Here is a 14574-nt window from a genome sequence, read left to right as displayed (position 1 = left end):
ATCGAGGCAGGGGCCACCCGATGAGCGACGACAAGCTGCGGTACTTCCTGAAGCGGGTGACAGCCGACCTGCACGACACCAAGCGCAAGCTGCAGACCGTCGAGGCCCGCGACCAGGAGCCGCTGGCCATCGTCTCGATGAGCTGCCGCTTCCCGGGTGGCGTGCGGTCGCCGGAGGACCTGTGGGAGCTTGTCGCCGACGGCCGGGACGCGCTCACCGAGTTCCCGGACGACCGGGGCTGGGACCTGGAGGCGCTCTATGACCCCGACCCGAACAAGCCGGGCAAGAGCTACACCCGCATCGGCGGGTTCCTCGACGGCGCCGGTGACTTCGACCCGTCCCTGTTCGGGATCTCGCCGCGTGAGGCCCTCGCCATGGACCCGCAGCAGCGGCTGCTGCTGGAGACGTCCTGGGAGGCCGTCGAGCGGGCCGGCATCGACCCGCTGTCGCTGCGCGGCAGCTCCACCGGTGTCTTCGTCGGGCTGAGCACCTCGAACTACGGCATGGGTCTGCCGAACGTGCCCGAGGGCGTCGACATGTACATCGGCACCGGCAACACCACGAGCGTGGCGTCCGGCCGGATCTCGTTCACCCTCGGCCTCAACGGCCCGGCCGTCACCGTGGACACCGCCTGCTCCTCCTCGCTGGTGGCCCTGCACCTCGCCGTGAACGCCCTGCGCCGCGGCGAGTGCGACCTGGCCATCGCCGGTGGCGTCACCGTCATGGTCACCCCCGGCGTGTTCGTCGTCTTCTCCCGGCAGCGCGGCATGTCCGTCGACGGCCGGTGCCGGGCCTTCGCGGCCGGCGCGGACGGCACCGGCTGGGGCGAGGGCGGCGGCGTGCTCGTCGTGGAGCGGCTGGCCGACGCCGAACGCAACGGCCACCCGGTCCTCGCCGTGATCCGGGGCAGCGCCCTCAACCAGGACGGCGCCTCCAACGGGCTCACCGCCCCCAACGGCCCCTCGCAGCAGCGGGTCATCCGCCAGGCCCTCGCCAACGCCCGGCTCGGCTCCGCCGACGTCGACATGGTCGAGGCGCACGGCACCGGCACCACCCTCGGCGACCCGATCGAGGCGCAGGCGCTCATCGCCACGTACGGGCAGGACCGCCCGGCCGACCGTCCGCTGTGGCTGGGCTCGGTGAAGTCGAACATCGGCCACACCCAGAGCGCCGCCGGCGTCGCCGGGCTGGTCAAGATGGTGATGGCGCTGCGTAACGGCGTCATGCCGGAGACCCTGCACATCGACGAGCCGTCCCCGCACGTCGACTGGACGGCCGGGGCGGTCTCCCTGCTCACCGAGTCCAAGCCGTGGCCGGAACTGGACCGCCCCCGCCGCGGCGGCGTCTCCTCCTTCGGGGTCAGCGGCACCAACGCCCACGTCATCCTGGAGGAGTACCGCCCGCGCGTCGCCGAGGCGGCGACCGTCGACGGCGGGCAGGCGGACGGGACCGGCGCCGTCGAGCCTGCGCGCCGGCCGGGCCTGGTCGCCTCGGACGTGACCCTCTGGCCGGTGTCGGCCCGGTCGAGGACCGCCCTGGGCGGGCAGGCGGCCCGGCTCGCGGACTTCCTGCGCAGGCGCGGCGAGATCGATCCGGCGGCGGTCGGCTGGTCGCTGGCCACCACCCGCTCGACGTTCGACCACCGTGCCGCCGTCGTCGGGTCGACCACCGACGAGCTGCTGGCCGGGCTGGACGCCCTCGCCGCCGGCCAGCCGGCAGGGAACCTCGTCACCGGTACGGTCACCAGCGCCGGCGCAGGTCCCGTCTTCGTGTTCCCGGGTCAGGGGGCGCAGTCGGCGCGGATGGCGGCCGGGCTCGTCGGTCGTACGCCGGTGTTCGACGCGAAGCTGGCCGAGTGCCAGCGGGCCCTGGCGCCGTACCTCGACGTGGACCTCGTCGCGGTGTTGACCGGTGACGACGAGTCGTGGCTGGAGCAGGTCGAGGTCGTGCAGCCCGTGCTGTGGGCCGTCGGCATCGCCCTGGCGGCCGTGTGGCGCGCGGCGGGCGTTGTCCCGGACGCGGTGATCGGTCACTCCCAGGGCGAGATCGGCGCGGCCTGTGTCGCCGGGATCCTGAGCCTGGAGGACGCCGCGAAGGCAGTGGCGTTGCGGTCGCGGGCGCTGACGGTGCTGCGGGGGACCGGGACGATGGCGTCGATCGACCTGTCGGCCGACGCGGTCACCGAGCGCCTGGGGGAGTTCCCGGGCGTCGGTGTCGCGGCCGTCAACGGGCCGTCCACCGTCGTGGTGTCCGGCCCGCCGCAGCCCGTGGCCGACCTCGTGCAGGCGTGCCAGGCGCAGGGCGTCCGCGCCCGGCTGATCCCCGTGGACTACGCGTCGCACTCCGAGGCCGTGCAGCAGGTGGCCGAGCAGCTCCGCGCGGACCTGGCCGGCGTCACCCCGCGGGCCGGCCACACCCGGCTGGTCTCCACCCTCACGGGCGAGTGGGCCGACCCGCTCACCATGGGTGCGGAGCACTGGTACGACAACCTGCGGCAGACCGTGCAGTTCGACGCCGCCGTCCGTACGGCGGTCGCCGCCGGGCACACCACGTTCGTCGAGATCAGCCCGCACCCGGTGCTGACGATGCCGGTCACCGCGATCCTCGACGACACCGGCGCGAGCGGGCACACCCTGGGCAGCCTGCGCCGGGGCGACGACGACGCGACCCGGCTGCTGACCAACCTCGCCACCGCGTACGCCGTCGGCCTGCCCGTCGACCTGGCGGACGTCCTCGCCGAGACCGAGGTCGCGCCGCTGCCCACGTACGCCTTCGACCACCAGCGGTTCTGGCTCGACGGCAGCGGCGGGCCCGACCTGGAGTCCCTGCTGTCGGGCATGAGCGGCGACCCGGGCGACGCGGGCTTCTGGGCCGCCGTCGAGAGCGGGGACGTCACGGCCCTCGCCGAGACCATCGCCACCGAGGAGACCCCGGTACACGAGGTTCTCGACGCGCTGCTGCCGGCCCTGCCGATGCTCACCTCCTGGCGCCGGCAGCGGCGCCGGCAGGCCGACATCGACAGTTGGCGCTACCAGGACACCTGGAAGCCCCTGACCGGCGTCGCCAACCGGGGCATGGACGGCACCTGGGTCGTGGTCATGCCGACCGGCGACATCATCGAGCCCTGGCAGGACGCCTGCGTCGAGGCGATCGCGGCGGCCGGCGCGACGCTCGTGCCGGTGGCCGTCTCCACGCCCGACGTCGACCGCGACCAGTTCGGCAAGCTGCTGCAGGAGGCGCTCGCCGCCGCACCGGGCGGCGACGCCACCGCCGACGTCGCCGGCGTGGTCTCGCTGCTCGCCTTCGACGAGCTGGCCCACCCGCTGTACCCCTCCGTGCCCGGCGGCTTCGCCGCCACCGTCGCGCTCTTCCAGGCCCTCGGCGACATCGGCCTGCGCGCGCCGATGTGGAGCGTCACCTCCGGCGCCGCGTCGGTAGGCATGGCCGACCTGCTGCGCGCCCCGGCGCAGTCGCTGGTCTGGGGCTTCGGCCGGGTCGCCGCGCTGGAGCACCCGCAGCGCTGGGGCGGCCTCGTGGACCTGCCCGAGGCCGTGGAGGACCGCTGTGCCGACCTGCTGGTCGCCGCCCTCACCACCGCCGGGGACGAGGACCAGATCGCGGTACGCCCGAGTGGCCTGCTCGCCCGCCGGCTCACCCGCGTCCCGCTCGGCGACAGTCAGCCCGCCAACCCGTGGCAGCCGTACGGCACGGCGCTCGTCACCGGCGGCACCGGCGCGCTCGGTGGGCACGCCGCCCGCTGGCTGGCCCGCAGCGGTGTGGAGAACATCGTCGTCGTCAGCCGGCGGGGCATGGCCGCGCCCGGCGCGCAGCAGCTCGTCGACGACCTCACCGCGCTGGGCGCCCAGGCCACAGTGGTCGAGTGCGACGCCTCCGACCGCGACGCCCTGGCCGAGCTGATCGAGGCGATCCCCGCCGAGTACCCGCTCACCGCGGTCGTGCACGCCTCCGCGGTCCTCGACGACGCCATGATCAACGACATCCGGCCCGAGCAGATCGAACGGGTGCTGCAGGCCAAGGTCGACGTCGCGTACAACCTGCACGAGCTGACCCTCGACCACGAGCTGTCCGCGTTCGTCATGTTCTCGTCCTTCGCCGGCAGCGTGGCCAGCTCCGGCGTCGGCAACTACGCCCCGAGCAACGCGTTCCTCGACGCGCTCGCCCAGCACCGCCGGGGCCTCGGCCTCACCGCCACCTCCGTCGCCTGGGGGGCGTGGGCCGGCGGCGGCATGGCCGACGGGCCGCTCGGCGAGCTGCTGCACCGCCACGGCGTACCCGAGATGACCCCGGAGGCGGCGATCACCGCGCTGCACCAGGCCGTGGACCATGGAGAGGCGTTCCTCACCATCGCCGACATCGCCTGGGAACGGTTCTCCGTCGCGTTCACCGCCACCCGGCCCGGTCCGCTGATCAGCGACCTGCCGGACGTCCGGCGGCTCGCCGCCGCCGAGGCGATGGGCAGCGTGGAGGCCGGCGACGGCCCGGAGTCGTTGCGGGAGCGGCTCGCCGGGCTGCCCGCCGCCGAGCGGTTCGCCGTGCTGCTCGGCCTGGTCCGTGGCCAGGTCGCCGCCGTGCTCAACTACCCGTCCGCCGACTCCGTGGACGAGCATCGGGCGTTCCGGGAGCTGGGCTTCGACTCCGTCACCGCCGTCGAGCTGCGTAACCGGCTCGGCGCGGCCACCGCCGTGGCCCTCCCGGTCACCCTGGTCTTCGACTACCCGACCCCGACGACCCTGGCGGAGTACCTCTACGCCGAGGTCGCCCACGACGACGTGGTCACCCCGAACGCGCTCCTCGACGATCTGGACCGGATCGCCGAGGGCCTCGACGTGGTCGCCCGGGACGAGGCGGCCCGGGTGCGGGCCACCGTACGCCTGCAGGCGATGCTCTCCCGGCTCGGCCAGGACAGCGGTGGCGCCGACATCGGCCGGCACCTCGACGACGCCACCGACGACGAACTGTTCGCGATGGTGGACAAGGACCTCGGCATCTCCTGACCCAGCTTCAGCTCTCTCCCGTCTCTTTCGAGGAAGCGGCACTCCGATGGCCAACGAAGACAAGCTCCGCGACTACCTCAAGCGGGTCATGGCTGATCTCCACGACACCCGCCGCCGACTCAGCGAGGCCCAGTCCCAGGAACTGGAGCCGGTGGCGATCGTGGCGATGAGCTGCCGGTTGCCGGGCGGGGTGCGCAACCCCGACGACCTGTGGGAGCTGTTGCGGGACGGCCGGGACGCCGTCGCGCCCTTCCCCGACGACCGGGGCTGGGACCTGGAGCGCCTCTACCACCCCGACCCCGACCACCCGGGCACCTCGTACGCCCGGGAGGGCGGGTTCGTCGACGGGGCCGGCGACTTCGACTCCGCCTTCTTCGGCATCTCGCCGCGCGAGGCGCTGGCCATGGACCCCCAGCAGCGGCTGCTGCTGGAGACCTCCTGGGAGGCGGTAGAGGCCGCCGGCATCGACCCCGCCTCGCTGCGCGGCAGCCGGACCGGGGTGTTCGTCGGCACCAACGGGCAGGACTACGGCACCCTGCTGATGATGTCGCCCGACGGCGACGAAGGGCACTCGATGACCGGGGGCGCGGCGGCCGTCGCGTCGGGCCGGGTGTCGTACGCCCTCGGGCTCGAAGGACCGGCCGTGTCCATCGACACGGCCTGCTCGTCGTCGCTGGTGGCGCTGCACCTCGCCGTGCAGGCGCTGCGGGCGGGGGAGTGCGACCTGGCGCTGGCCGGCGGGGTGACCGTGATGGCCACCCCGGGCCTCTACATCGGATCCAGCCGGCAGCGCGCACTCTCCACCGACGGGCGTTGCCGGTCGTTCGCCGCCGCCGCCGACGGCGCCGGGTTCTCCGAGGGGGTCGGCTGGCTGCTGGTCGAGCGGCTGTCGGACGCCCGCCGCAACGGCCACCGCGTCCTGGCTGTGGTCCGCGGCACCGCCGTCAACCAGGACGGCGCGTCGAACGGGCTGACCGCGCCCAACGGGCCGGCCCAGCAGCGGGTCATCAGCCAGGCCCTCACCTCCGCCCGGCTCTCCACCGCCGACGTCGACGTGGTGGAGGCGCACGGCACCGGCACCAGGCTGGGCGACCCGATCGAGGCGCAGGCGCTCATCGCCACGTACGGGCAGGACCGTGACGAGGCCCCGCCACTGCTGCTCGGCTCGGTGAAGTCGAACATCGGCCATGCCCAGGCCGCCGCGGGCGTGGCCGGCGTGATCAAGCTGGTGCTCGCCATCCGGCACGGCCTCGTGCCGGCGACGCTGCACGTCGACGCGCCGTCCCCGCACGTCGACTGGACGGCCGGCGCGGTGGAACTGGTGACGGAGGCCCGCCCGTGGCCCGAGACGGGCCGGGTACGCCGGGGCGCCGTCTCCTCGTTCGGCATCTCCGGCACCAACGCTCACGTGATCATCGAGCAGTCGGCTGAGCCGGTCGAGTCGGGTGCGTGTGGGCGTGGGGCGGGGTTGGTCGCTTCGGATGTGGTGGCTTGGCCGGTGTCGGCGCGGTCGGGGACGGCGTTGGCCGGTCAGGTTGCCCGGCTCGCGCGGCACGTGCGTGAGCGGGGTGGGATCGATCCGGTGGGGGTGGGCTGGTCGTTGGCGGCTACCCGGTCGGCGTTCGATCATCGCGTCGTTGTCGTCGGGTCGTCCGTCGAGGGGTTGCTCGCCGGGCTGGATGCCTTCGCTGCCGGTCAGCCGGCGGGGAACGTGGTCACGGGAGTGGCGTCGAGTCCGGGTGCGGGTCCGGTCTTCGTGTTTCCGGGTCAGGGTGCGCAGTCGGCGCGGATGGCGGCGGGGCTGGTGGGTCGTACGCCGGTGTTCGACGAGTGTCTGGCGGAGTGCCGGCGGGCGTTGGCGCCGTATCTCGATGTGGATCTCGTGTCGGTGCTCACGGGCGAGGACGAGTCGTGGCTGGACCGGGTCGAGGTGGTGCAGCCTGTGCTGTGGGCCGTCGGTGTCGCCCTGGCGGCGGTGTGGCGTGCGGCGGGCGTGGCTCCGGACGCGGTGATCGGTCACTCCCAGGGTGAGATCGGCGCGGCGTGTGTGGCGGGCATCCTGAGCCTGGAGGACGCGGCGAGGACGGTGGCGTTGCGGTCGCGTGCGCTGGCGGTGCTGCGGGGTACCGGGACGATGGCGTCGGTGGACCTGTCGGCCGAGGCGGTGGCCGAGCGGCTGCCCGCGTTCCCGGGTGTCGGGGTCGCGGCGGTCAACGGCCCGTCCACCGTCGTGGTGTCGGGTCCGCCGGAGCACGTCGCCGGCCTTGTGCAGGCGTGCGAGGCCGAGGGTGTTCGTGCCCGGCTGGTCCCCGTGGACTACGCGTCGCATTCGCCCGCGGTGCAGGAGGTCGCCGAGCAGCTTCGGGCGGACCTGGCCGGTGTCAGTCCGCGGTCCGGTCATACCCGGCTCGTGTCCACTCTCACCGGGGACTGGGTGGATCCGGCGGTGATGACCGCTGACTACTGGTACGACAACCTGCGACGGACCGTACTCTTCGACGCGGCCGTGCGGACGGCTGTGGCTGCCGGGCACACCACGTTCGTCGAGATCAGCCCGCATCCGGTGCTGACGATGCCGGTCACCGCGATCCTCGACGACGCCGGTGTGAGCGGGCACACCATCGGCAGCCTGCGCCGGGGTGACGACGACGCGACCCGGCTGCTGACCAACCTCGCCACCGCGTATGCCGTCGGCCTGCCCGTCGACCTGACGAGGGTGCTGCCCGCCGCGGCCACCGTCGACCTGCCCACGTACGCCTTCGACCACCACCGGTACTGGCCCGCGCCGCCGCTCTTCCTCACCGCGGCCGACGCCGCCCCGGACATCGACCGCTGGCGCTACCGGGTCACCTGGCGGGCCCTGCCCGACCTGCCGCTGACCTGGCTCGCCGGCACCTGGCTCGTGCCGGTGCCCGCGGCGCTGGGCGACGACCCGCTGGTCACCGACGTGCTGTCGGCCCTCGGCAACTTCGGCGCGGACGTCGTCCCGGTGGAGCTGGATGTCACACACGACCCGGCGGCGCTGGCCGAGCGGCTGAGCGCCGCGCTCACCGGCCCGGACGGACCCGTCGCCGTGCTCTCGCTGCTGGGTCTGGACGAGCGGGCGCACCCGGAGCACCCGGCCACCTCGCTGGCCGTCTCGGGCACCGCCCTGCTGGTGCAGGCGCTCGGGCTGCTCGGCGTCGAGGCGCCGCTGTGGTGCGCCACCCGGGGAGCCGTCGTGGCCTGCGCCGACGACCCGGCGCCGCGCCCCGCCGCCGCCTCCGTCTGGGGGCTCGGCCGCGCCGTCGCCCTGGAACACCCCGCCCGCTGGGGCGGCCTGCTCGACCTGCCCGACGTGCTCGACGCGCAGGCCGGCGCGCTGCTCTGCGCGGCGCTCGGCGCCAGCGGTGGCGAAGACGCCTTCGGCGACGACGGCGCGGAGCAGTCCGGCCGGGGCGAGGACCAGCTCGCCGTCCGCGCCTCCGGCGTCTTCGTCCGCCGCCTCACCCGGATCACCGAACCCGAGCCGGCCGACTCCGGCGACGCGGACGACACCCGGCGGATGCGCGGCACCGTGCTGATCACCGGTGGCACCGGCGGACTGGGCGGGCATCTGGCCCGCTGGGCGGGCCGCTCCGGCGCCGCGCACGTCCTGCTGGCCAGCCGGCGCGGCCCGGACGCCCCGGGCGCCGCCGAGCTGGAGGCGGAGCTGACCGGCCTCGGCGTACGGGTCACAGTGGCCCGCTGCGACGTCGCCGACCGGGCACAGGTGGCCGACCTGCTCGCCGCCGTCCCCGCCGACGCCCCGCTGAGCGCCGTGCTGCACACCGCCGCCGTCCTCGACGACGGCATCGTCGACACCGTCACCGCGCAGCGCCTGCACACCGTCGCCGCGTCGAAGTGCGTCGCCGCGCTGCACCTGGACGAGCTGACCCGCGACCTCGACCTGGACGCCTTCGTGCTCTTCTCCTCGGTGGCCGGAACCACCGGCAACGCCGGGCAGGGCGCGTACGGGGCGGCCAACGCCTTCCTCGACGCCCTCGCCGAGCGGCGCCGGGCCGAGGGACTGCCAGCCCTCTCGGTGGCCTGGGGCGCCTGGCGCGGGGCCGGCCTGCCCGCCGAGAACGAACGCGCCCAGGAACGGCTGCGCCGGGGCGGCATGATCGGCATGGACCCGGAACTGGCCGTCGAGGCCCTCGCCCGGGCGCTGCGCCGCGACGAGCCCACCACAGTCGTCGCCGACATCGACTGGGCCCGTTTCGCCCCCGCGTTCACCCTGGTGCGTCCCAGTCCGCTGATCGGCGACCTCGCCGAGGCCCAGGAGGCGACGCAGCCGGCCGGGCAGGAGGCCGCCGAGGAGGAGACGGGCGTACCATCGGCCCTCGCCCGGCGGCTCGCCGCGCTCGCGCCGGGGGAGCGCACCGCGACACTGCTGGAGCTGGTGCGGCAGTGCGCGGCGACGGCCCTCGGCTACGGCGCCGCCGACGACATCCCGGCGACCCAGCCCTTCCGCGACCTCGGCCTGGATTCGCTGACGGCAGTCGACATGCGCAACTTCCTGGCCGCCGCCACCGACCTGCGGCTGCCCGCGACGCTCGCCTTCGACTATCCGAACCCGACGGTGCTCGCCGCGCACCTCGGCGAACTGCTCACCGGGATCGTCCCCGACGCGACCACCCCCGCCCCGGCCGCCGCGGCCGAGGACGACGACCCGATCGCCATCGTGGCGATGAGCTGCCGCCTGCCCGGTGGGGCGGACACCCCGGAGCAACTGTGGCAGCTCCTCGCCGCCGGCGGCGACGCCATCGGGGAGTTCCCCACCGACCGGGGCTGGGACCTGGACCGGCTCTTCGACTCCGACCCGGAGAAGGAGGGCACCAGCTACGCCCGTGAGGGCGGCTTCGTCACCGGCGCCACCGACTTCGACGCCGGCTTCTTCGGCATCAGCCCTCGCGAGGCCCTCGCCATGGACCCGCAGCAGCGGCTGCTGCTGGAGGCGTCCTGGGAGGCGGTCGAGCGGGCCGGGATCGACCCGCACACGCTGCGCGGCAGCGCCACCGGCGTATTCGTCGGCACCAACTACCAGGACTACCGCAACCTGATGTTCAGCGCCGAGGGCGCCGAGGGGCACCTGATGACCGGCAATGCCGGCAGCGTCCTGTCGGGCCGGGTGTCGTACACCCTCGGGCTGGAGGGGCCCGCCGTCTCGGTCGACACCGCCTGCTCGTCGTCGCTGGTCGCGCTGCACTGGGCCTGCCAGGCGCTGCGCCGCTCGGAGTGCTCACTCGCCCTGGTCGGCGGTGTCACCGTCATGTCCACCCCCGGGGTGTTCGTCGGCTTCAGCCGGCAGCGGGGCCTCGCCCCGGACAGCCGGGTCAAGGCGTTCGCCTCCGCCGCCGACGGCACCAGCTGGGGCGAGGGCCTCGGCCTGCTGCTCGTCGAGCGGCTCTCCGACGCCCGCCGCAACGGTCACCCGGTGCTCGCGGTCATCCGGGGCAGCGCCGTCAACCAGGACGGCGCGTCCAACGGCCTCACCGCCCCGAACGGGCCGTCGCAGCAGCGGGTGATCCGGCAGGCGCTCGCCAACGCCGGCCTCGCCCCGGCCGATGTGGACGCCGTCGAGGCGCACGGCACCGGCACGAAGCTCGGCGACCCGATCGAGGCGCAGGCCCTGCTCGCCACGTACGGCCGGGAGCGGCCCGCCGAGCAGCCGCTCTGGCTCGGCTCGATCAAGTCGAACATCGGCCACACCCAGGCCGCCGCCGGTGTCGCCGGGATCATCAAGATGGTGCTGGCGCTGCGGCACGGCTACCTGCCGCAGACCCTGCACGTGGACGAACCGACCGACCAGGTGGACTGGAGCGTCGGTGCGGTCGAACTGCTCGGCGAGGGCCGCCCGTGGCCGGTCACCGACCACCCGCGCCGCGCCGCCGTCTCCTCGTTCGGCATCAGCGGCACCAACGCGCACACCATCCTGGAGCAGGCCCCGGAGCCGGTCGAAGCCGAGCAGCCGACTGGTGACCCGGCGCGGCTGCCGGTGGTGCCGGTGCTGCTGTCGGGCCGTTCGGGGTTCGCGCTGGCCGCCCAGGCGCAGCGCTGGTCCGAGCAGCTCACCGGGCTGGAGGCGCCACGTACGGTCGACGTCGGCTGGTCGTCGGCCGTCGCCCGGGCAGCCCTGGAACACCGGGCCGTCGTGCTGGCCACCGACCGGATCGCGCTGGGCGCCGGGCTGCGCGCCCTCGGCGCCGGCGAGGACGCGCCGCTGGTGGTCACCGGCGTGGCGGTGCCCCGGCCTAAGGTGGCGTACCTGTTCTCGGGGCAGGGCGCCCAGCGGGCCGGGATGGGTCGCGAGCTGGCCGAGGCGTTCCCCGTCTTCGCCGCCGCCCTGGACGAGGCCTGCGCCGCCCTCGACGCGCACCTGCCCCGCCCGCTCAGGCCACTGCTCTTCGCCGAGCCCGGCACGCATGAGGCCGAGGCGCTGGACCGCACCGAATTCACCCAGCCGGCGCTGTTCGCCGTGGAGGTGGCGCTGTTCCGGCTGTTCGAGGCGTGGGGGGTCCGCCCCGACGCCGTCGCCGGGCACTCGATCGGCGAGATCGCGGCCGCCCACGCCGCCGGTGTGCTCTCCCTGGCCGACGCCGCCGAGCTGGTCGCCGCCCGGGGCCGGCTGATGCAGGCGCTGCCGGCCGGGGGGGCGATGCTCGCCGTCGCCGCCACCGAGGCCGAGGTGACCGCCACGCTCGGTGAGCGGGCCGACCGGGTCTCCGTCGCGGCCGTCAACGGCCCCGCCGCGGTCGTGGTGTCCGGGGCCGGCGACGCCGTCGAGGAACTGGCCTCCGAGTGGGCCGCCCGGGGTGTCCGGGTCCGGCGCTTGGCGGTCAGCCATGCGTTCCACAGTCCGCTGATGGATCCGGTGCTCGACGACCTCGCCGCCGTCGCCGGACGGCTGCGGTACGCGGCTCCGAGCATCCCGATGGTCTCCACCGTCACCGGCGCGCCGGTCGACGCGGCGGAGATCGGCACGCCCGACTACTGGGTGCGCCACGCCCGCGAGGCGGTACGCTTCGCCGACGCCGTCGTGGCACTGCGCGAGCGCAACGTCACCGGCTACGTCGAGATCGGCCCGGACGGGGTGCTCACCGCCCTCGCCCAGGCCGTCCTGGCCGAGGCCCCGGCCGGCGGCCGGGCCCCACTGGTGGTGCCCGCCCTGCGCCGGGACCGCGCCGAGCCGAGCACCCTGCTGCGCGCGCTCGCCGCGCTGCACACCCACGGCGTCTCCCCGGACTGGTCCGTCCTCTACGCCGGTACCGGCGCCCAGCGGGTCGAGCTGCCCACCTACGCGTTCGACCGGCAGCGCTACTGGCCGGAGCCGCCGCCCTGGGCCGCCCTCGTGGCCGCCGACGAGGCCACCGAGGTCGAGCGCCGCTTCTGGGCCGCGGTCGAGGCCGAGGACCTGGAGTCGCTGGCCCGCGACCTCGACGTGCACCACGATCAGCCGTTCGGCACCGTGCTGCCCGCCCTGTCGGCGTGGCGCCGGCGCGGCCGGGAGCAGGCCCTGGTCGACGGCACCCGCTACCGGGCGGTCTGGGAGCCCATCGCGGAGACCTCGCAGGAGCAGGACCCCGGCCGGTGGCTGGTGCTGCTGCCCGCCGACCGGGCGGACGACCCCGACCTGCACTCCTGCACCTGGGCCCTGGGTGCCGAGGTGAGCATCGTGCCCGTGGACACCGCCGCCGACTCCGAGGAGCTGTGCGGCGGGTTCGCCGACGTGCTCACCGAGGCGCTCGGCGCGGGCGACGGGCCGCTGTCGATCCTGTCCTTCCTCGGCCTGGACGACGCCCCGCACGCCGAGCACCCGGCGCTGCCGCGCGGCCTCGCCGCGACCGTGCACCTGCTCCAGCAGCTCGTCGACCTCGACGCCTCGGTCCGGCTCTGGTGCGTCACCCAGGGCGCCGTCGGCCTCGGCGACGGCGACGCCCCGGCCAACCCGCGGCAGGCGATGCTGTGGGGCCTGGGCCGGGTGGCCGCGCTGGAGCAGCCCGCCCGCTGGGCCGGGCTGGTCGACCTGCCCACTGACCTGGAGCCGTGGACGGCGATGCGTCTCGGCGGCATCCTCACCGGCGGCGGCGTGGAGGACCAACTCGCCGTCCGCGAGTCCGGGGTGCTGGTGCGGCGGCTCGTACCGGCCACCACCACCGACGGGGAGCTCACGCCGTGGCAGCCCCAGGGGACGGTGCTGATCACCGGAGGCGCCGGTGCGCTCGGTGGGCACGTGGCCCGCTGGGTGGCCGCCGAGGGCGCGCAACGGGTGGTGCTGACCAGCCGGCGGGGGACCGGCACCCCGGGCGCCGCCGAGCTGATCTCCGAGCTGGCCGGGCTCGGCGTGGACTGCCGGGTGGTCCGCTGCGACGCCGCCGACCGCGCCGCCGTGACCGACCTCCTGGCCGATCTCCGGCGGGAGGGGCCGCCGCTGCGCGCGGTGGTGCACGCCGCGGGGGTCAGCGAGGTGGTGCCGCTGGCCGACACCACCCTGGAGGACCTGGCGTACGTCATCGCCCCGAAGGTCTGCGGCGCCGAACACCTCGACGAGCTGCTCGGCGACGCCGAACTGGACGCGTTCGTGCTCTTCTCGTCCATCTCGGCGGTGTGGGGCAGCGGCGGACAGGGCGCGTACGCGGCCGGTAACGCCTACCTGGACGCGCTCGCCGAGCGGCGACGCGGCCAGGGCCGGGCGGCCACCTCCATCGCCTGGGGACCGTGGACCGAGTCGGGCATGTACACCGAGGGTGCGGCGGAGCAACTGCGTCGCCGCGGCCTCCAGGTGATGCCGCCCGGCGTGGCGATGGCCGGGCTGCGGCACGCCCTGGCGGTCGGCGACAGCTGCGTCACCGTCGCCGACGTCGACTGGGCCACCTTCCAGCCGCTGTTCACCTCGCTGCGGCCCAGTCCGCTGCTGGCCGACCTGCCGGCCGTACGCGGGCTGGCCGCCGCCCCCGCCGAGGCGCCGGAGGCGGTCGCGCCCGGCGCCCGGGACCTGCTCGCCGGGCTGCGGGCGCTGCCGGACGACGAGCGGCGGGCCGCACTGCTGGAGATGGTGCGGGTCGACGCGGCGAAGGTGCTCGGCCACCCCTCCGCCGACGCGATCGAGACCGACCGGGGCTTCCTGGACCTCGGCTTCGACTCGCTCACGGCCGTGGAACTGCGCAACCTGCTCACCGCGGCGACCGGGCACGACCTGCCCACCACCGTCGTCTTCGACTACCCCACCCCGGACGGCCTGGCCGGCCACCTGTACGAGCAGCTCTTCGCGGGCGCTGCGGGGGACGACGGCGACGGCGGCGACGAGGAGTCCGTGCGCCGGGCCCTCGCCGCGATCCCGCTCGACGAGCTGCGGCGGGCGGGCCTGCTCGACCAGCTGCTCCAGCTGGCCCGTACGAGTGCCGGCACGCCGGCCGTGGCGTCCGCTGCCCCGGTCACGTCGTCCGCACCCGAGACCCAGATCCGCGAACTCGACGTCGCCGGCCTGGTCCGGATGGCCCTGGAAGGCTCCGACTCGTGACCCGGCCGGCCCTGAGGA

At 75.1% G+C, this 14574-nt stretch carries 2 protein-coding genes; both read left to right on the top strand.

The genetic code is table 11. The features are described 5' to 3' along the window. The first annotated feature begins 20 nt into the window (after positions 1 to 20). Positions 21 to 5015, top strand: coding sequence for a type I polyketide synthase (locus MicB006_RS15140; protein WP_116506924.1), 4995 nt, complete (start codon positions 21 to 23; stop codon positions 5013 to 5015). Positions 5016 to 5061: 46 nt separating this feature from the next. Then, complete coding sequence (locus MicB006_RS15135) at positions 5062 to 14556, top strand: type I polyketide synthase (protein WP_116506922.1); 9495 nt, start codon at positions 5062 to 5064, stop codon at positions 14554 to 14556. Positions 14557 to 14574: the final 18 nt, after the last annotated feature.

It is taken from the genome of Micromonospora sp. B006, assembly GCF_003408515.1.
GTDB lineage: Bacteria > Actinomycetota > Actinomycetes > Mycobacteriales > Micromonosporaceae > Micromonospora > Micromonospora echinospora_A.
This window is presented reverse-complemented; position numbering and strand designations above follow the sequence as displayed.

Bases quoted from the DNA above. Each gene is read 5' to 3' on its own strand.
- MicB006_RS15140 (WP_116506924.1), top strand. From the start codon at position 21: ATGAGCGACGACAAGCTGCGGTACTTCCTGAAGCGGGTGACAGCCGAC.
- MicB006_RS15135 (WP_116506922.1), top strand. From the start codon at position 5,062: ATGGCCAACGAAGACAAGCTCCGCGACTACCTCAAGCGGGTCATGGCT.